We start from the raw sequence: 19,167 nt of genomic DNA on the forward strand, positions 1-19,167 counted from the left end.
GCCGCTCAGAGCGCCGCGGCGTGGGGCCCGCTCCGAGCACACTTTGAAAATTCGCGCCTGTACTGCATCGGTGAGGTTCTCAGCCGCGCCGCGAAATGCTGGCGGAGCGAGGTGGCGCTGCCGAAACCGGCCTCGAAGGCCACCATATCCATCGATTTGTCGGTCGCCTCCAGCAGCCTTTGCGCCAGCGCTACACGCTGGTCGGCCAGCCAGTCGCCAAAGCTGGTGCCGATCGATTTCTGAAAGCGGCGCGTGAACGTCCGGCGGGTGAGGCCGGCGGCCTTGGCGACGCTGTCGAGGCTGTGCATTTCGCCGAGCGTTTTGCGCACCTGGTCGAGAGCCTGCGCGAAGCGGTCGGCAGTCGGCGTTTTCGCGACCGGACGTTCGATAAACTGCGCCTGTCCGCCTTGCCGATGCGGTGACAGGACGATGTGGCGGGCGAGCCGCAGCGCCAATTCCGCGCCATAGCGGGCGCGTACGATGTGGAGGCAACAATCCAGCCCCGCGGCGACGCCGGCCGATGTCACGATGTCGCCGTCGTCGACATAGAGCACATCCGCGTTGAGGATGATGTCGGGATGAAGCGCCTGCAACTGGTCCGTATAGGCCCAGTGCGTCGTCGCCCGCCGTCCCGCAAGCAGGCCGGCGGCGGCGATGGCGAAGGTGCCGAGGCAGAGCCCGACGATCAGCGCTCCGTGGCGATGGGCGCGGGTGAGCGCGTCCGTCAGCACGGCGGGAAGCGGCGCTTCGAGATTCTTCCAGCTTGGAACGATGACGATATCGGCCTCGTCGAGTGCGGAGAGCCCGTGTGGCACGGCAATCGTCAACCCGGCCTCGGTATGGATTGCGCCCTGTTCCAACGCGCAGACGCGGAAGTCGAAGCGCGGCAGGCCAAGCCTGGTGCGGTCGGCGCCGAACACCAGGCACGGCACGGAGAGGTGGAATGGACTGATGCCGTCGAAAGCGATGGCGGCGATGATCGGGTCTGCCATGGGACACCTTTGGTTGGAAAGCAATTTGTCCCGATTATTTCGAATGATGTCAACCGGGACACTTTTGGAGGATCGACGGCACGCCTATCCTCGCCCAATCACATCCAAGCCCGAAAGGAAAACACCATGTCTGCAGCAGCCAACAGCAAGGCGCCGCGCCGCGCGCTCGTCGTCGTCGATGTCCAGAACGACTATGACGGCGGCAACCTCGCCATCCAGCATCCGCCGTTCCGCGACAGCGTCGTCAACGTGGCGCGCGCCATGGACGCGGCCGCCGAGGCCGGCGTCAAGGTCGTGGTCGTCAAGCAAATGGCGCCGGAGACATCGCCGATCTTCGCCAAGGGCAGCCATGGTGGCGAACTGCATCCGGAGATCGCCAGACGAAGCCGCGACCATTATGTCGAAAAGACCTTGCCCTCCGCCTTCACCGGCACGGACCTCGCGGAATGGCTGCGCGCCAACGCGATCGATACGATCGCAGTTGTCGGCTACATGACGCACAATTGCGATCTCTCGACCATCATCCACGCCGTGCATATGGGTTTTGCCGTCGAGTTCCTCTCCGACGCCACCGGCTCGGTGCCCTATGCCAACAGCGCCGGCTATGCCTCGGCCGAGGACATCCATCGCGTGGTGAGCATCGTCCTGCAATCGCGCTTCGCCGCAGTGCTCAAGACCGCCGAGTGGATCGACTGCCTGAAGACCGGCGCCTTGCCGGAGCGTGATACCGTCTACGCCTCCAACCAGCGGGCGCTGGCGCGCAACGCCGCTTAAGTCAGCACGATCCGCAAACAAAAAGGGGCGCCGCATTGGCTGCGGCGCCCCTTGCTGCTTGTGGTCCACCCTTAGAACAGGCCTTCGATCTGGCCGGTCTCGTTGAGGAAGATCTTCTCCGAGGACGGTGCCTTCGGCAGGCCGGGCATGGTCATGACCTCGCCGCAGATGATGACGACGAAGCCGGCGCCGGCCGACAGCCTGACTTCGCGCACCGGCACGGTGTGGCCGGTCGGCGCGCCGCGCAGGTTCGGGTCGGTCGAGAAGGAATACTGGGTCTTGGCCATGCAGACCGGCAGATTGCCGTAGCCGGCCTGTTCCCAAGCGTGCAGCTGGTCGCGGATCGACTTGTCGGCGATCGCCTCGTCGCCGCGATAGATGCGCTTGACGATGGTGTTGATTTTCTCGAACAGCGGCATCTCGTCGGGATAGAGCGGCGAGAACTGCGAGGCGCCGGACTCGGCGATCTCGACCACCTTCTTCGCCAGATCCTCGATGCCGGCAGAACCCTGGGCCCAGTGCTTGCACAGGATCGCCTGGGCGCCGAGCGAGGCGACGAAATCCTTCATCGCCTGGATTTCGGTGTCGGTGTCGGTGGTGAAATGATTGATCGCCACAACCGCGGGCACGCCGAACTGCTTCACGTTCTCGATGTGGCGGCCGAGGTTGAGGCAGCCCTTCTTGACCGCCTCGATGTTCTCCTTGCCGAGGTCTTCCTTCTTGACGCCGCCATTCATCTTCATGGCGCGCACGGTGGCGACGATGACGGCAGCCGCCGGCTTGAGGCCGGCCTTGCGGCACTTGATGTCGAAGAACTTTTCAGCACCGAGATCGGCGCCGAAACCGGCTTCGGTGACGACATAGTCGGCGAGCTTCAGCGCCGTGGTGGTGGCAACGACCGAGTTGCAGCCATGGGCGATGTTGGCGAAGGGGCCGCCATGCACGAAGGCCGGGTTGTTCTCCAGCGTCTGCACGAGGTTGGGCTGCATGGCGTCCTTCAGGAGAACGGCCATGGCGCCGTCGGCCTTGAGGTCGCGGGCATAGACCGGCGACTTGTCGCGGCGGTAGGCGACGATGATGTCGCCGAGGCGCTTTTCGAGGTCCTTGAGGTCGGTGGCGAGGCACAGGATCGCCATGACTTCCGAGGCGACGGTGATGTCGAAGCCACCCTGGCGCGGAAAACCGTTGGCGACGCCGCCGAGCGAGCAAATGATCTCCCGCAGCGCCCGGTCGTTCATGTCCATCACCCGGCGCCAGACGACGCGGCGGGTGTCGATGCCGAGCTCGTTGCCCCAGTAGATGTGGTTGTCGATCAGCGCCGAAAGCAGATTGTGCGCGGTGGTGATGGCGTGGAAATCACCGGTGAAGTGGAGGTTCATGTCCTCCATCGGCACGACCTGCGCGTAGCCGCCGCCGGCGGCACCGCCCTTGACGCCGAAATTCGGGCCAAGCGAGGCTTCGCGGATGCAGACGATGGCCTTCTTGCCGATGCGGTTGAGGCCGTCGCCGAGGCCGACCGTCGTCGTTGTCTTGCCTTCGCCGGCCGGCGTCGGGTTGATGGCGGTGACCAGGATCAGCTTGCCGTCCTTGTTGCCCTTCACCGACTTGATGAACTCGGCGGAGATCTTCGCCTTGTCGTGGCCGTAAGGCAAAAGATGCTCGGTCGGGATGCCGATCTTTTGGCCGATCTCCTGGATCTGCTTCTTCTTGGCGGCGCGCGCGATCTCGATGTCGGACTTCACTTCGGCCATGACGGCTTTCCTCTGGACTGGACGATGGAGGGGACGGGTTTGATCAGTTTGGTCGCAAGCAAGTTCGAAGCGGCCCGGCACTGCAGGCGCGGGCATGTTCTACCCTTGTCGCTGCCTTGGCGTCAACTTTCATGCAACTATGTTTCCCATGGAGAAAAATTCTTGTCGACCTGTCTCGGGTCTTCGCGCCCGGTTGTGGCGCCGTATAAAAGCCAGAGCGGGCGCCGACGCGCCGTCTCAAAACAGCCGCACAATGCACGGAATGCGACAGGGGCGACGACGCAAATCAACAAGTGCCGCCCATGCCGGCAAAACCGCTACTGCGTCAGCACGTTGCTGATCTCGACCATGTTGGAACGCACTCTCTGCACATAAAAACCCATCGTCGTCAGATGCGGCCATCGTCGCGGCGGTGCCGGTGCGGTTTCAAGCTCAGCGGTCGAGAACCGATCGGACCTCAACGAGATTGGAGCGGACCCGCAGCATGTAGAATCCCATGGTGGTCAAGTGGGATGGCATGATCCAACCGTCCTCCCGACCATTTGAGATGATGAGGGGCCGAATTTTCAGCGCCGCCTGAAACTGTTGGTCGAGTTGGTCCCAGAGCGGACCCAGCCCGCGAGTGTCGATAACGGCCTTGAAATCAGTGCGCGTGGCTTTCAGGATTCCGTAATAACCGTAGAGCTGTCCATAGGCGAACCAGAATCGGTCGTCCGCGCGCGTATCGAACCAGCCATTGTTGTTTGTCTGCGACTGTCTGCTGAGGATATCCGATGTCGAACCGATATCACTGGCTATACGGTCGACGAACTTCGCCAGATTGTCCGCGCGGGCGTTGAACACCACCTCGCATTTCAACAGGCGGTCGTTGAAGGTGCGAAGCGACGTAATGCCTGTGCGGTAGAAGCTGGGGCTTGGCGTCTTGGGGCCGAATGGCCTAAGGCCGAAATACCACGTTTCCTCGTCGAATTCGACCGCGCCTCTTGCATCCTGCAGGTTTTGATCGATCTGGCTGGTGCCGCGTACTCGGCCGATCGTGTCAACCAATTCGACCGCGGTGCGTCGAACAGCCTGATGTACGCCGCGCTGGAAAGCTGCCTTGTTGTCCAGGAACGGTGTGTGATCCCAGTCCACGCCGAAGAGCCCTAACTTGTACAGGATCATCGACGAGATCCAGGCGTTTTGATTGACATTGAAATCGATCAAATCCGCCGCAACCGTCACGATGCCAGACCTGGTACATGTCTTGACCTGGCCTTCCGCGCCTTCGTCGGTGACTTGCTCGCCGGATCCGGCCGGCGGCGCGAATGTATAAGCATCCGCATAGGCAGGATTGAAGTTCTTCCAATATTGCGTGTTCCAGAAGAAATAGCCGTACAGTCCGACCAAGATCACGAGCGCTGTACCGAGCACGGCCTTCAGGATCCAGCCGCGCTGCGTGTACCAGCTGCCAGCCCACAGGAACGGCCACAGGATGACGCCGATGGCGAGGCCGATGCCGCGGCCGATCCACTGGAAAATCCGGGTGAAGAAATTCACGATCGGATCAAGCATGGCGATGACACCCCCATCAGTCAGTTAGGCCGTAGAGGCGTGTGCGAAACGCCACCTTGTCCTTCAAATATGTGGTTTTCAGAACGTCCACAACATGCGATCGCCAGGCGTCGCTGTAGCCGTCGAAGTCCCTGTAGAAGCCGGGCTTGTTGAAGACGTAGCGCGAAACGAAGTCTTGCGGCACGAAATCCGAGATCAGCTGGTTGGTCAGCCAGGCATCGGGATGGTCGGGCTTGGCGCGGATCACCAGGAAGCGCTGTTGCGGGAACACGTCCTCGGTCTTGAGATGGCCAAGCTGGGCGACCTCGCGTTTGGCGGCGTTGAGGAACGGAAAATTGCCGTCCCTGGTGATCAAATCGGCATGGCCGTGGATCCAGGTCTGCAGCCAGACCTTGTCGACGTCGGTCAGGTTGCGGTCGGGTTCGGTGTCGCGGATCAGCGCGCGCACCACCATCTCGGCGCGGTGCTCGAGATAGCCGGAGGCCTCGATCCATGAAGCGCGCGGCAATTCGATACGGCCGGTCGCGGCGAGGAACCTGAACACCTTGTCGGCGTCGTTGATCGACAGATAGCTCACCTGCCACGGCCGCGAACGGCGGAACCCGGGCGCCGCCGGGTCGCCGATGACAGTCGTCATATCCGGATCGACGAACACGTAGAGGCCGCCGAAATGGCTGGTCCAAAAAGCGTTGTGGCGGAAGATCACCTGGTCGGGCACCAGCGCGTTCTCGCGTATGTCGCCGCAGATCTTGGCGAGCTCCACCATGCGTTGCAGCATGGCGCTGTCGCGCCAGGCATCGGGTTCCTGCTTCAGCCGGTCGACAAGCTTGCCGAGTTCGGCCGCCTTGCCCAGCACGTCTTCGGCCGACAGCACCTTGAACTCGACCTGGTTGATCGACAGCAGATCCTCGATGTCGTTGACCGTGGGGACTGAATCCTCGATCTCGCCGTAGATGACGTCCTTGATGGTCAGCGCATCGATGGCGCGCTGGTTCTTCGACATGAACTCGAACATCAGCTGCGAGGTGTTGGAGAAGGCAGTGTGGACCACCGGCAGGTCGATCTGCGAAGGCGTCAGGATGATGAAGCGGCGGTTGACCTCGTTGGGATCGAGATAGTCGTAATCGCCGCATTCGTCGGCGACCTCAGGCGAAAAGCCGGTGCGGTCGATCTGGAAGCTCTTCAGCTTGGTGGCTTCGAGCCCGAAGGCGACCATCGCCTTGTTGTAGCGCTGGATCAGATGCGGCTCGTCAACCGTCAGCAGCCGTCCGTAAATCAGCTCGTTGTCGCGCAGCAGATCGGGCTTCTTGCTCATTTTTCCTTCTCCCCGTTCACGGGGAGAAGGTGCCCGAAGGGCGGATGAGGGGCGGCGCAAACGCTCATCATCTTTTCTCCGGGGTTGCCGAAGGCAGAAACTTTGCGTCGACAGCTATCATTTTCTCATCCAGTCGGCCGTCCAGGATCGCCACAATTGTATCCAATACGCTCTTGCGGCTTGCCAAGACGTCGGCGTGCCACACTCTCAGCACCGACCAGCCATTGCTGTTCATGGTTTCGTCCCTGAATCGATCCTGGGAACGATCTGCATGCTGACTCCCATCAACTTCCACAACCAGATTGGCTTCACGGCAGGCGAAATCCGCGAAATAGGGGCCCATCGGTAGTTGACGAAGGAACTTGTAACCATTCAATCGTCGTCCGCGCAGTTCGCTCCACAGTTTTTCCTCGGCATCATTCTCGACTTTCCGGAGCTGACGGGCCCTCGCTACCTTCGGCTCGTTTCCACCTCGCACAGCGCTGCCCCTCATCCGCCCTTCGGGCACCTTCTCCCCGTAAACGGGGAGAAGGGAGAAGCGCCAAGTTCACGCATTCCAATTTCCCTTGGCCTTCATCTCCTCGATTTCGCGCACGGCGCGGTCGCGCAGCCTGGTGTCGCGGATCATCTTGGTCACTGCGGCGTCATCGGACTTGTCGGAATAACGGAACTCCGAGTCGGCATAGCGGTTGATTTCCTGCATGACCATATCCATCGAGAACGGTCCGCGCAGTTCCTCGATCATCGCCTTCTTCTCATCGTAGCCCTTGTGCATGAAGGCTTCCGGCTTTTCGAACCACTCGTCCGGAAGCTCGATGTCCATGGCGCGCATCTTGATGGCGTCGGTGACGTTCTTGATGGCGCGGCCGGTGAAGCGTGGTTCGGCGTCCTTGATCATGTGCAGATAGGTGCCGATGTCGGCCATCGATTTCGGTGCGCCGCTTTCCTTCATGTAGCGCTCGTAGACCTTCATCAGCCCGTCTTCCTGCGGCTTTTCATGCTCCTCATAGGCTTCCGTCACCGCACGCTGGATTTCCTGGGCGGCATAGAGCTTGTGGTCGCCAAGCGGGATCTTGTGGTTTTTTCCGGCGAGCAGGACAAAGATGTCGATATAGTCGTCGCGGCTCTGCGGCCCGTCGACCAGCCAGCGGGCGCCGGCGCGCTGGCGCAGCGCGTCATCGACATTTTCGGGATAGTTGGAGAACATGCCGAACGAGCAGTTGCCGCGCACCACGGTGCCGGCGCCGGCAAAGGCGTCCATCAGGACACCGGTGATCTCCTGCTGGCCGGCCGAGGCGCGGTCGTCGGAACGGCGCGCCGCCACCTGGTCGATGTCGTCGACGGTGCCGAAGCCGATGACGCGCGGATTGAGCACATTGTTGATGAACTGCCGGCAGTTCTGGCCGGATTTGCCCTGGTAGGACGAGATCTGGTCGACGCCGAAATTCTCATAGGCGAAGGGATAGCCGGCGACCTGGCAGTAATTGTTGACGAGGCCGGCGATCATCTGGATCAGCGTCGTCTTGCCGGTGCCCGGCGCGCCGTCGCCGATGAAGGTGAACAGGAAGCCGCCGAGTTCGACGAAGGGGTTCAACTCGCGCTCGAAATCATAGGCCATCAGCATCTTGGCGAGCTTGACCGACTGGTATTTGGCGATGTGGTTGCCGACGACCTCTTCCGGTTTCTTGAAGGTCATCACCAGCGGCTTGGAGCGCTTGCCGGGCGCGACATCGAAGCCGTCGAGGGTGAAGTCGTCGACGTCGATGCGGATATGCGCATTCTCGAACGGCCCGATGCCGTCGAAGCGGCCCTTTCGCGCCAGCAGTCCATCGATCGCGACACGGGCAAAGGCGCGCGCCCGGGTCATCAGATCGGCATCGTCCTTCGAGCCGGCGATTGCCTTGTCGAGGCCGGCGACGATCGACTTCACCGCATCCTGCTGGGTGTCGAACAGGAAATCCGGTTCCGCGGTATCGTTCGGCGCCTCGCCGTCACTGTCGATCAGCTGGAACAGATAGGAGGCGAGGCTGAAGGCGGAGATATAGGCCGAGGCCGAGAGAAGCTTCTTGAAGGTGGCGGCTTCGTCGCCTTCAAGGGGCGCGCGGGCGTTCTTGGCCTGCAGGCTTTCGAGGTCCGAGCCTTCGGCAAAGACATCCGATATGGCCAGCGCGATCGCCAGCCCGCGCCGGACGCGAAACAAAAGCGTGTGCTGCTGGATGGTCATCAACTGGTCGTCGGGATGGATGGCAGCGACGGTTTTCGACAGCTCGACCGCGCGGGTGCGGCGCACCGAGCCGACCGAGACGGTCGAGACGAATCGGCGGTTGGTGCCGGCAAGCGCTGTGCCGGATTCGCGCGAGGGATCCTCCAGCACGACGATACGGGTGATGAAGCTCTGCGCGGTGGCGCGATGCTTTTCGATTGCGGCTTCCGAAATCGTGGTCAGGCCGGTGTCCATGAAGGATGCTCCGCAGTTTTGACGGTCAGACGTCGCTGATGACCTGTCCCTTCGACAGGATGTGGACCTTGTAGCCGGAAAAGATCTTCTTCGCCTCGCCGGCGGCGTAGAGCGCCTGATAGGCCTCGTGCGGGATCAGCGCATGGTTCTCGTAGCTCGACACGCCCTGGCGTGCGGCCTCCAGGTCGTCGGTGTTGATGAAGAATTCCTGCGTCGTCTTCTCGCTCGAAAACAGCCCCTTGCGGCCTGGCTTTTCGGCTTTCGAATAGACCTCCTGGATGGTCCAGGTAAGCAGCCAGGCGTTCTCGGGCTTGCGCACCTTGGCCAGCACTTCCGTCACCGTCGTGTTGTTGTCGGTGATCCCCGCCGAATAGAACGGGCCGAGCACGACGCGGCGCAGCTGCTTGGGATGCAGCGGCTCGAAATCCTTGTCGAGGTTCACGGCAATGGTCGCCGGCGACAGCGTGTAGGCCGAATTCTTCACGGTGAAATCGTCGAAGCGATGGGCGAGTTCGGGATTGAGCAGGCCGTCCACCGGCAGCGGAATGTCGACCCTTTCGTTCAGCTTGCCGCTGCTGTCGACGAGCTGCCGGATCATGTCCTCGGAAGAGTCCTCCACGGTCACCATGTAGATCAGCGGCAGGTTCGCGCTGCCGTCGAAACTGGCCCAGTGAACCAGATAATAGGGCCGCAGCGTCTTCGGGTTGACGGAGACTTTTGCCGTCTGCGCCAGCGTGAACGGGCCGAAGGTCGACCCGCTCTTGACGTCCTCCAGATAGAGCCGCTCGGCCATCGACTTCTGTAGCGCTTGCGGGAATTCCTTGTGGCGCAGGATGAAGTCGGCCATCTCCTCGCGCAGCTCGCCGGCCAGCGGGATGCCGGCAAGGCGCGTATCGGCCTGGCGGCGGTCGTTCTCCAGTTCCAGCAGGTTCTGGAACACCGGATAGCCGCTGTCGGCGCGCGAGATGCGGAATGTGTCCATGAAGCCGAGACGGTTGCACCAGCAGGAAAACGATTTGTCCAGCCGGGCAATGTATTCGGCGACGATCTTGGCGACGATGCCGTGCCGGTAGAGCGGCGAGCGGTCGTCGCGCATGAACACTTCCAGCCCGCTCAGCGCCGCCGTGATGGCGGAGAAATAGCGCGCCGCCGCCTCGTTCTCGGGGGTCATGCCGTCAACCTTGTGGAGTAGTGCGCGTGTGGCAATTACGACTGCACGTAATTGGCCGAATTGTGCTTCTTCATCACCTCGTCGAAGCGGCGGGCAAAGGCATCGTCGGCGAGCTTCTTGCGGCGCTGGATGTCGGCGGTCGCCACCATGTTCTTCTCGTGCATTTCGAGGAGATCGCCGATGTGTTTCTGCGAGGCGGCGCCGATGCCGGCCATGGTCTCTTCGGCGGTGTTGTCGACCTGGCTGCCCAGCGTGTTGATCTTGTGGGCGACGTCCTGTTGGGCAGCGGTCTTCAGCGAGTCTTCCAGCGCCTTGTAGAGCACGATGCGCTGCTCGGTATCGATGGTCAGCTTGTTGATCAGCGTCGACTGAGCGGCGATCTGGTTGTTGAGCGAATCGACGAAGGTCTGGAACATCGAGGTGTAGCGCTCCAGCGTCTGGCTTTCGGCCAGCAATTCCTGCTCCTTGGCCTGCTTCTCATTGTATTCGGTGGCCAGCTTCGAGCGCTCGCCCTCGAGCTGCGTGCGCTCCTTCTGGCTGGTCGAAGCGGCAATCTTGTTCTCGATGTCGAGCAGCAACGGATTGACCTCTTCGATGCGTTTCTGCACCGCCTCGAGGTTCGACATGGTGGTCTTGCGGCGCTCGATAACCTGCGACAGGCTGGTCTCGGAGGTCTTGTAACGCTGGTCGAGAACCTCCTTCTGCGCCTTGAGAATACCGACGATGGTGTCGGACTTGGCCAGCAACTCCTGCAGATTACCGGCCAGCGACATGTTGCGGACGCGGTCGGTGCGCATGCGCTGTTTGCTCTGGGCCGAGAACATGCCGACGAAGCTTTCCCAGCCGGTGTAGTTCTTCATGCTCTCGAATTCGGCGCCAAAGACGTTGGTGGCGTCCTCCAGCCCGATGATCAGATCGGCGATGTTGCCTTCCATCACCTTCTGCTGCTTGAGCACATCCTCGATGCGGGCGTTCTCGATTTCGAAATTGGCGTCGCCGATTTTCTTGTCGGCCTGGGCCAGTGTGTCGAGCACGGTGCCGGACTGCTCGATCTTGGAGCGCATGTCCTGCACGACCTGCTTGGTCTTGGCAATTTCGGCATCGAAATTCTGCAACGTCGCCATAGGGGCCTCCCGCATCGGCATCGGTTTCGTGTCGGCGCGAATATATGTGGAGCATCCGGGGATTGAAAGACGCAAGACAAGAGGAGCTGCGAAAACAAAAGGTTTCGCTCCTCCCTTGAAAGATAAACGAACCATTCTCATGGGTTGACTACCCGATCGGTCGGGCGCGGTTCACCTGCCGCTGGACTTTTGGACCGAAGCAGCGGCAAAAAACACTCGATTCCCAACGGGACGGCTGCCTCAAATATTCGGCAAATGATCGCAGCAGGCTCGACGACAGTTGCGGGCCTGCTGCTCCAACGCGATCTTGCCCGCCGGCCCGGGCTCAGGGCTTCGGGTCGGCCTTCAGATAGGCGATGACATTGGCGATGTCGGCGTCGTTGCTCAGGCCGGCAAAGGCCATCTTGTTGCCGGGGACCTTCAGCTTGGGCGCGTGCAGATACACGGCAAGGCTAGCCTCGTCCCAGACCAGGCCGGCGGCGCCGGCATCCTTCATGGCCTGCGAATAATGGCCAAGGAAGCTTTCGGCCGTACCGGCCGTTCGGCCGACGACGCCCAGCAGATGCGGGCCGACCTTGTCGCGCTCGGTTGCCGCCTCGTGACAGGCGATGCATCGGTTGAAGACCTTCTTGCCGAGTGTCGCGTCGCCGTCGGCATGCGCGGCAAGATCGCCGGCGAGGAAAAGGACAGCGGCGGACGAAACGGCTCGAAGCATTGGCTGACCCCGGAGAGTTCTGGCTGACGGGTCTATAGGACCGAGGCCTTAACAAAAAACAAGCACATCGTGGCGGATTGGTTGCTCGATCCGGCCGCCGCAGAGCCGGCGGCAGAGGCCGCCGCGCCGGTCAGGCCTTGGTGAAGCCGATGAAATCGTCGGGCGCCGCCCTGCCCATTTCCTCTTCCCAGTGGCGGCGGCAGAGCGAGACATAGACGTCCTTGCCGATCGCCACCTGCTCGCCCTGCCTCGCCACCTTGCCGTCCGGGCCGAGGCGCACGACCATCGTCGCCTTGCGGCCGCAGCGGCAGATGGTTCGCACTTCGCGCAGATCGTCGGCAATCGCCAGCAGCGCGCGCGAGCCGGAGAACAGCTTGCCCTGGAAATCGGTGCGCAGGCCGTAGCACATGACCGGGATGTTCAGCCGGTCGGCGATGCGGGCGAGTTGCCAGACCTGCTCTTCCTCGAGGAACTGCGCCTCGTCGACGAAGACGCAATGCACGGTCGTATGGTCGTGATGCTCGGCAACGCGGGCGTAGAGGTCGTCGCCATCACGAAACATCTCGGCCTCCGTTTCCAGGCCGATGCGCGACGAGATCAGCCCGGTGTCGCCCTTGCGATAGTGGCCGGCGACGAACAGCATCGTCGCCATGCTGCGCTCGCGATAATTGTAGGACGCCTGCAGGAGCATCGTCGTCTTGCCGGCATTCATCGTCGCATAGTTAAAATACAGCTTCGCCATCCTGCTCTTTTAAGCCGACTTGTCTCGGCGCGGGGAGGGGGCGGTGGCTCATTCCCCTGAAAAAGCCGCCCGCCATCAGAAAAGCGGCATGGGTGTCGCTGATCGGCCAGTCGGCGCCGTTCATCGTGATTGCCTTAGTGCTTGAAACCGCACCAGAATGGTGTTTGGCTGACGAAACAAGGCGGAGATGAACCGTTACTTCGCTTCGCCAAAAGAATCGCAATGGGAGAATATCTATGTCGCGTATGAATTCCTACGTCGCCGGCCTCGGTCTGGCGGCTTTCCTGTCCACGAGCGCCGCCTTTGCCGGAGATCCGGAAAGCTGCAAGGCGGTGCGTCTTTCCGATGTCGGCTGGACCGACATCCAGGCGACGACCGGTGTCGCCTCGGTGCTACTCACCGCGCTCGGCTACGAGCCGCAGGTGATCCAGCTGTCGGTTCCGGTCACCATGGCCTCGCTGAAGAACAAGGATCTCGACGTCTTCCTCGGCAACTGGATGCCGTCGATGACCAACGACATCAAGGACTACACCGCCGACGGCTCGGTCGAGACCATCAGTGAGAACCTCAGCGGTGCTGGCTACGGCATCGTTGTGCCGACCTATGTCGCGGACGCCGGCGTCAAGACGCTGACCGACCTCGGCAAGTTCAAGGACAAGTTCGACGGCAAGATCTACGGCATCGAGGCCGGCAATGACGGCAACCGCATCATCCTCGACATGATCAAGAACCCGAAGGACAACCTCGAAGGCTTCGAATTGGTCGAGTCGTCGGAAGCCGGCATGCTCACCCAGGCCGAGCAGTCGATGAAGAACAACGAATGGATCGCCTTCCTCGGCTGGACGCCGCATCCGGTGATGGGCGCCATGAAGATCACCTATCTCGACGGAATGGGCGATAGCGGCTTCGGCGCTGCCACTGTGCATACCAATGTGCGCAAGGGCTACACCACCGAGTGCCCGAATGTAGGCAAGTTCATCGCCAATTTGAAGTTCAACCTCGACATGGAAGGCGAGATGATGGACGCGATCCTCAAGGGCGGCGACGCCAACACGGTCGCGACCGACTGGCTGAAGAAGCATCCGGACGCGATTGCGCCCTGGATCGCCGGCGTGACCACCTTCGACGGCGGTGATGCCGCCGCGGCGGTCAAGACCGCACTCGGAGGCTGAGCCGACTTTGAATCCGGCATGACCGGAACAGGGCAGCCATCGTGGAAAAGGCTGCCCTTTTTCATATCCTGTGACAAGATGACCGTCCGGCAAGGATGGCGCAGCCATAGAGGGGCAAGATGGATCCGATTTCGAAATTCCTGGTCGCCTACAAGATCCCCATAGGTCCGTGGGGGAAGGCCTTCTTCGGCTTTCTTACAGACAATTTCGATACCGTCTTCAGGGCTTTTTCCAACAGCCTCAATTTCCTGCTCGACGGGGTAGTCGACGGACTTCTGCTGTTGCCGCCCGTCCTGCTCATCGCGCTGATTGCGGTGCTCGCCTATTTCCTGCAGCGCTCCAGGGGTCTGGCCGTCGCCGTCTTCCTCGGGCTGCTGTTCATCCTGAACCAGAACCTCTGGAAACAGACCGTGGAGACGCTGGTGCTGGTGGTTGCCGCCGCCGCCGCCTCGATGACCATAGGCGTGCCGCTCGGCATCTGGGCCGCGCACAAGCCGAAAGTCTACCGCATCATGCTGCCCGTACTGGATCTGATGCAGACGCTGCCGACTTTCGTCTACCTGATCCCGGTGCTGACCCTGTTCGGCCTTGGCAACGCGCCCGGCCTCATCGTCACCATCATCTTCGTCATCCCGACTTCGGTTCGTCTTACCCATCTCGGTGTCACTTCGGTACCGAAGTCGATCGTCGAGGCCGGCGAGGCGTTCGGCGCCACCAAAAGACAACTCCTATGGAAGGTCGAGCTGCCCTCGGCTCTGCCCACCATCATGGCCGGCCTGACACAGTCGATCATGCTGTCGCTGTCGATGGTGGTGTTCGCGGCCCTCATCGGCGCCGGCGGCCTCGGCACCGAGATCAACCGGGCGCTCGGCTCGCGCAGGATCGACTTGGGGCTTGAAGCCGGTCTGGCAATCGTCGTGCTTGCCATCGTGCTCGACCGAATGACCCGTATTGGCGTTGGAGGCAAGAAATGACCGTCGCCGTTGATTTCAAGAACGTCGATATCGTCTTCGGCGCCGACCAGGCCGGTTCGCTGGCGCTCATCGACAGCGGCGCCACCCGCGCCGAAATCCTTGAAAAGACCGGCAATGTGCTGGGTTGCGCCGGCGCCAGCCTGACCGTGCATGAGGGCGAGATTTCGGTCCTCATGGGTCTGTCCGGTTCAGGCAAGTCGACGTTGCTCAGGGCCGTCAACCGGCTGAACGTCGTTTCGCGCGGCCAGGTTCTGGTCAAGGACGGTGACGGCACGGTCGACGTCGTTACCTGCGATGAGGTGACGTTGAGAAGGCTGCGGCAGAAGCAGGTGGCGATGGTGTTCCAGCAGTTCGGCCTGCTGCCGTGGCGCACGGTGGAGGAGAACGTCGGCCTCGGCCTTGAGCTAGCCGGCATGCCCGACGCCGAGCGCAAGGAACGTGTGCATCGCCAGCTCAAGCTGGTCAATCTCGACCAGTGGTCGAAGAAATACGCCCACGAGCTTTCCGGCGGCATGCAGCAGCGCGTCGGTCTGGCGCGCGCCTTTGCCACCGAGGCGCCGATCCTGTTGATGGACGAGCCGTTTTCGGCGCTCGATCCGCTGATCCGGACCAAACTGCAGGACGAGTTGCTGCAGCTCCAGGCCGAGCTGAAGAAGACCATCATCTTCGTCAGCCACGATCTCGAGGAGGCGCTCAAGATCGGCACTCACATTACCATCATGGAGGGCGGGCGCATCGTGCAGACCGGCGCGCCGGAAGACATCGTGCTGCGTCCGGCCAACGACTATGTCCGCGACTTCATCGCCAATGTTAACCCGCTCTCGGTGCTGACCGCCTGGAACGTGATGCGCGACCGCCGCGACCTCGAAGAGAGCACCGAAGGCTGGGTCTGGCTCGACCGGCGCAAGACGACGCGATTCAAGATCGACGAGCACGGGCTGGTGGCGGCGGCCGAGCGCGACGGCAAGCCGGCGGTGTGGGTGTCCTGCACCGACATCGAAGCCCAGCCGGAGGAGACGGCGCAAGTGTTCTGGGCCACGCCTGGCACCTCGCTGAAGACGGTGATGCTGGCCATGCACCGTTCGCAGACCGCACCCGTGGCGTTGTTCGACGACCAGTCGCGTTTTGTCGGCGCCATCGGTGTCAGGGACGTGCTGAGCGCCGTGCTGCGGCGGTAGGCGCCTGCGGTTCAATAAGTGGCCGAAGTTGCGGCCGCGAGGCAAGGGCCGCACCTTGGTACGGCTGGCAGGTGCCGGAACCGCGCCCTAGTGTTACACTATTCGCGCGGCCGGTTGTGCCGCGGACGGGTAGGGTGCAAGGGATGATCTTCCGACAGCTCTTCGATTCCGTTTCGGGCACCTATTCCTACCTGCTCGCCAGCCGCAAGGGCGGCGAGGCGCTGATCATCGATCCGGTGCTGGAGAAGGTCGACCGCTATCTCCAGCTCGTGAGCGAACTCGACCTCAGGCTGGTCAAGGCGGTGGACACGCATCTGCATGCCGACCACATCACCGGCCTCGGCGCGCTGCGCGACAGGACGTATTGCGTGACCGTGATGGGCGAGCAGACCAAGGCCGATGTGGTTTCGATGCGGCTTGCCGACGGCGACAAGCTCGCCATAGAGGGGCTGGCGCTCGACGTGATCTACACGCCTGGCCACACCGACGATTCCTACAGCTTCATCCTGCCGGACCGGGTGTTCACCGGCGATACGCTGCTCATTCGCGGCACCGGCCGCACCGACTTTCAGAATGGCGATCCGCGCCAGCAATATGAATCGATCTTCGGCCGCCTGCTCAAGCTGCCCGACGAAACGCTGATCTATCCGGCGCATGACTACAAGGGCGAGACCGTCTCGACCATCGGCGAGGAAAAGGCGTTCAACCCGCGCCTGCAGGTGAAGTCGATGGATGAGTATGTAGAGATCATGAACAATCTGAAGCTCTCCAATCCGAAGATGATGGACGTCGCCGTGCCGGCCAACATGAAGGTCGGACTGCATCAGGACGATATTGCCGGGCGGGGCTGGTCGGTCACCGCCGAGGTCGCGCTGGCGCTGGTCGGCAGGCCCGACGTCGCGCTGATCGATCTGCGCGAGAATGCGGAGCGCGAACGGCATGGTGTCATCCCCGGCGCCATCCATCTGCCCTATCCCCGGCTGCAGGAAAACATCGCCGCCGGCGGCATGCTGCACGAACTCGCCAGGTCGACCGGCAAACGGCTTTTGTTTTACTGCGCCTTCGGCGAACGCTCGGCGATGGCGGTTCAGGCCGCTCAGGACGCCGGGATCGCCAGCGCCCGCCACATCCACGGCGGCATCGCCGCCTGGAAGAAGGCGGACGGACCGCTCGTCCATTAGCGAAGCTGACCGTTCATCAGCCCCGGAAGTTCAATTCAATCCGATGAGCCTGGCGCCATTACGGAATAGGGCCTCTCCTTCGGAATCGAAACGGAAGGTGGCGATGAAATCGTCGGCGCGGTAGTCCGGCAGCGTCTTGCGGATGGCGGCGGCGAAGCTTCGTGCCTCATCCTGCCGGCCCGCCAGCGCCAGGCAATGCGCTGCGATCGACAGGATGATGGTGTGGGCGTTGGGCCGCGCGGCCGCTTTCAGGGCCCATTCGGCCGCCTCGTCGAACTGGCCGAGCCGAGCCAGCGCCATGGCCCGCGACCCCATCATGCCGAACAGCAGCGGGTCGAAGGGGCTGAGATGGCGCGAATGGTCGGATGAGCCGATCGCGGATTTCGGGTCGCCCGACTGGGATTGCACGAAGGACAGCGCATAATGGCCGAGCGCAAAGTTCGGGCTGAGGTCGACGGCTCTTTCCAGCTCGAGCAAGGACCCGTCCTGTTCCCCGCGCAGCCACAGCGCGCGGCCCATGGCCCAGTGGGCGGCGGGGTTGTGGTCGTCGACCAGCAGGCTCTGGCCGGCGCTTTCGAAGGCAAGCGCGGTTTCCTGGTCGCGATCGCCCCAGCGCTGGAAGGCGTTCTGCCAATGGGTGAAGGAGAGGCCGGCGTAGGCGCGGGCGAAGGTCGGATCCTGCTTCAGGGCCATGCCGAAGAACTGCTGGGCCAGTTCGTTCTCCGTGCGGGTGAAGCGGTACATGTGCCAGAGGCCGCGGTGATAGGCCTCCCAGGCATTGAGCGAGTTGGGTGCCTTCAGCATGGCGCGGTTGCGCTCGACCGTGGCGATCTCGGCTGCGATCGAGGAGACGATGCTGTTGCCGATATCGTCCAACACGATGAAGATGTCGTCCGGCTTGCGCTCGAAGGTCTCGGCCCAGACGATCCTTGCCGTGCGCACCTCGATGAGTTCGACCGAGACGATGATGCGGCCCGCCAGGCTGCGGACGGTTCCGGTGGCCACGTAGTCGACGTTCAGCCGGCGCCCTGCATCCTCCGGCGCGATGTTTTTCTCGGCCAGCGCGAACATCGACCCACGCGCGATGACGAAGAAATCCCTGAGCTTGGCGAGGCGGGTGATGATGTCGTGGGTCATGCCGTCGGCCAGCCCGCCGCGAATGCCGTCGGTGCCGGCGTGCTCGACAAACGGCATGACTGCAAGCGAGGCCCGGCGCGATGCGGCCGCATCCGGTTCGGCAAGCGCAATCGGAACCTGGGGCGCGAAGGCAATCGCCGGCTGCGCGCCTGGCGCCGCACCCGACTGCCGGTCCTTGATCGCCCGCCATGCCTCGCGCACGGGTGCAAATTCCAGCTCTTCCGATTGAAACAGCTGGGCGGCGACAACAAGGTGTTCCTCGCACTGGCCGATCTGGCCCCGCCTGGCCAGGTTCTCCAGCAGGGCCACATGCGCGCGCACGTCGAAGGGCGCGAGTTCCAGCCATTTGTCGAGATAGGGAGAGGCGTCGGAGCCAGCCGGCAGGGTGTTGACCAGATGTTCCAGGATGGCGATGTGGCAGGAGGTGAACCGGCGGCGTTGCGCAACCAGCCAGCTGTCGAAATGCGGACAGCGGTCCAGCTCCAGCCCATCGAGGAAATCGCCGGCGAACAGGTCGGACAGCGCCTGCAGTCGCTCCGGGCCAAGTGTTCCTATTCCCGCCGCCGCGGCAGCCGCGATCTCGACGGCATCGACCGAGACGCCGTCCAGGCGCAGTCCGACCGTGTCGCCCTGCGTTTCGATCCTGCTGAATCCCGGTTCGTCTAGAACGCCGCGCAGCTTGCTGAGGCACCAGCGAAGCTCGCCCCGCGGGTCGTTCGGCACATCCCACAGAAGCTCGCACAGGCGACTGCGCCCGACGGCATGCGGCGTGAGCGTGAGATAGGCCAGCAACGCACGCAGCTTGCGCGATGCCGGCAATGCCACGGGAATCCCGCCGCGAAGAACAGTCAGCGGCCCGAGCAGGCGCACGGAAGGGCCGGCAACCTCGCCACTTTGGATCTTTTGAGTGGATTCCACGGGCAATACCA

Annotated in this window: 17 protein-coding genes; 5 read left to right on the plus strand and 12 right to left on the minus strand. The window is 62.5% G+C overall.

Going from position 1 to position 19,167, the window contains the following annotated elements; genetic code table 11:
• Window positions 1–5: 5 nt before the first annotated feature.
• The gene (locus AC04SI_RS14415) at window positions 6–992 is read right to left on the minus strand and encodes a helix-turn-helix domain-containing protein (RefSeq protein ID WP_488474383.1); all 987 of its coding nucleotides are present in this window, start codon (window positions 990–992) and stop codon (window positions 6–8) included.
• 126 nt (window positions 993–1,118) lie between these two features.
• Between AC04SI_RS14415 and AC04SI_RS14420 the strand changes: the two genes are divergently transcribed.
• Complete coding sequence (locus AC04SI_RS14420) at window positions 1,119–1,766, plus strand: cysteine hydrolase family protein (protein WP_404280471.1); 648 nt, start codon at window positions 1,119–1,121, stop codon at window positions 1,764–1,766.
• A gap of 71 nt (window positions 1,767–1,837) precedes the next feature.
• On the opposite strand, the gene AC04SI_RS14425 is transcribed toward AC04SI_RS14420, so the two are convergent.
• The 10 genes from AC04SI_RS14425 to AC04SI_RS14470 form a co-directional block, all read right to left on the minus strand.
• A complete protein-coding gene (locus tag AC04SI_RS14425; RefSeq protein WP_404280470.1) occupies window positions 1,838–3,517 on the minus strand; it encodes a formate--tetrahydrofolate ligase in 1,680 nt (559 codons plus the stop codon).
• 432 nt (window positions 3,518–3,949) lie between these two features.
• Entirely contained in the window at window positions 3,950–5,071 is a 1,122-nt protein-coding gene (locus tag AC04SI_RS14430; protein ID WP_404280469.1) for a DUF2333 family protein, read from the minus strand.
• A 16-nt stretch (window positions 5,072–5,087) separates the two neighbouring features.
• On the minus strand, window positions 5,088–6,386 hold the full coding sequence (locus AC04SI_RS14435; protein WP_404280467.1) for a DUF6638 family protein: 1,299 nt from the start codon (window positions 6,384–6,386) through the stop codon (window positions 5,088–5,090).
• A gap of 67 nt (window positions 6,387–6,453) precedes the next feature.
• Complete coding sequence (locus AC04SI_RS14440) at window positions 6,454–6,864, minus strand: endonuclease domain-containing protein (protein WP_488474408.1); 411 nt, start codon at window positions 6,862–6,864, stop codon at window positions 6,454–6,456.
• A 69-nt stretch (window positions 6,865–6,933) separates the two neighbouring features.
• Window positions 6,934–8,844: an AAA family ATPase gene (locus AC04SI_RS14445; RefSeq protein WP_404280466.1), complete on the minus strand. Its 1,911-nt coding sequence runs from the start codon at window positions 8,842–8,844 to the stop codon at window positions 6,934–6,936.
• Window positions 8,845–8,869: 25 nt separating this feature from the next.
• A complete protein-coding gene (locus AC04SI_RS14450; RefSeq protein WP_488474384.1) occupies window positions 8,870–10,015 on the minus strand; it encodes a hypothetical protein in 1,146 nt (381 codons plus the stop codon).
• Window positions 10,016–10,050: 35 nt separating this feature from the next.
• Entirely contained in the window at window positions 10,051–11,139 is a 1,089-nt protein-coding gene (locus AC04SI_RS14455; RefSeq protein WP_404280464.1) for a hypothetical protein, read from the minus strand.
• 325 nt (window positions 11,140–11,464) lie between these two features.
• Window positions 11,465–11,854 (minus strand): c-type cytochrome, encoded by a 390-nt coding sequence (locus AC04SI_RS14460; RefSeq protein WP_404280462.1) that lies wholly within the window; start codon window positions 11,852–11,854, stop codon window positions 11,465–11,467.
• 130 nt (window positions 11,855–11,984) lie between these two features.
• A complete protein-coding gene (locus AC04SI_RS14465; RefSeq protein ID WP_404280460.1) occupies window positions 11,985–12,596 on the minus strand; it encodes a thymidine kinase in 612 nt (203 codons plus the stop codon).
• Entirely contained in the window at window positions 12,577–12,720 is a 144-nt protein-coding gene (locus tag AC04SI_RS14470; RefSeq protein WP_404280459.1) for a hypothetical protein, read from the minus strand. The genes AC04SI_RS14465 and AC04SI_RS14470 overlap by 20 nt, the downstream gene beginning before the upstream one ends.
• A gap of 112 nt (window positions 12,721–12,832) precedes the next feature.
• Between AC04SI_RS14470 and AC04SI_RS14475 the strand changes: the two genes are divergently transcribed.
• The 4 genes from AC04SI_RS14475 (at window position 12,833) to AC04SI_RS14490 (ending at window position 17,101) form a co-directional block, all read left to right on the plus strand.
• Complete coding sequence (locus AC04SI_RS14475) at window positions 12,833–13,768, plus strand: choline ABC transporter substrate-binding protein (protein WP_404280457.1); 936 nt, start codon at window positions 12,833–12,835, stop codon at window positions 13,766–13,768.
• Between the two features lie 119 nt (window positions 13,769–13,887).
• Window positions 13,888–14,742, plus strand: coding sequence for a choline ABC transporter permease subunit (gene choW, locus AC04SI_RS14480; protein WP_404280455.1), 855 nt, complete (start codon window positions 13,888–13,890; stop codon window positions 14,740–14,742).
• Window positions 14,739–15,920 carry a choline ABC transporter ATP-binding protein gene (choV, locus tag AC04SI_RS14485; RefSeq protein ID WP_404280453.1) on the plus strand — a complete coding sequence of 394 codons (1,182 nt, stop codon included), beginning with the start codon at window positions 14,739–14,741 and terminating at the stop codon, window positions 15,918–15,920. The genes choW and choV overlap by 4 nt, the downstream gene beginning before the upstream one ends.
• Window positions 15,921–16,063: 143 nt before the next feature.
• A complete protein-coding gene (locus AC04SI_RS14490) occupies window positions 16,064–17,101 on the plus strand; it encodes an MBL fold metallo-hydrolase (RefSeq protein ID WP_404280451.1) in 1,038 nt (345 codons plus the stop codon).
• A 30-nt stretch (window positions 17,102–17,131) separates the two neighbouring features.
• Here the strand turns inward: AC04SI_RS14490 and AC04SI_RS14495 are convergent, their stop codons facing one another.
• A complete protein-coding gene (locus AC04SI_RS14495) occupies window positions 17,132–19,162 on the minus strand; it encodes a transcriptional regulator (RefSeq protein WP_404280501.1) in 2,031 nt (676 codons plus the stop codon).
• Window positions 19,163–19,167 lie beyond the last annotated feature (5 nt).

The organism is Mesorhizobium sp. CNPSo 4689 (assembly GCF_057784325.1).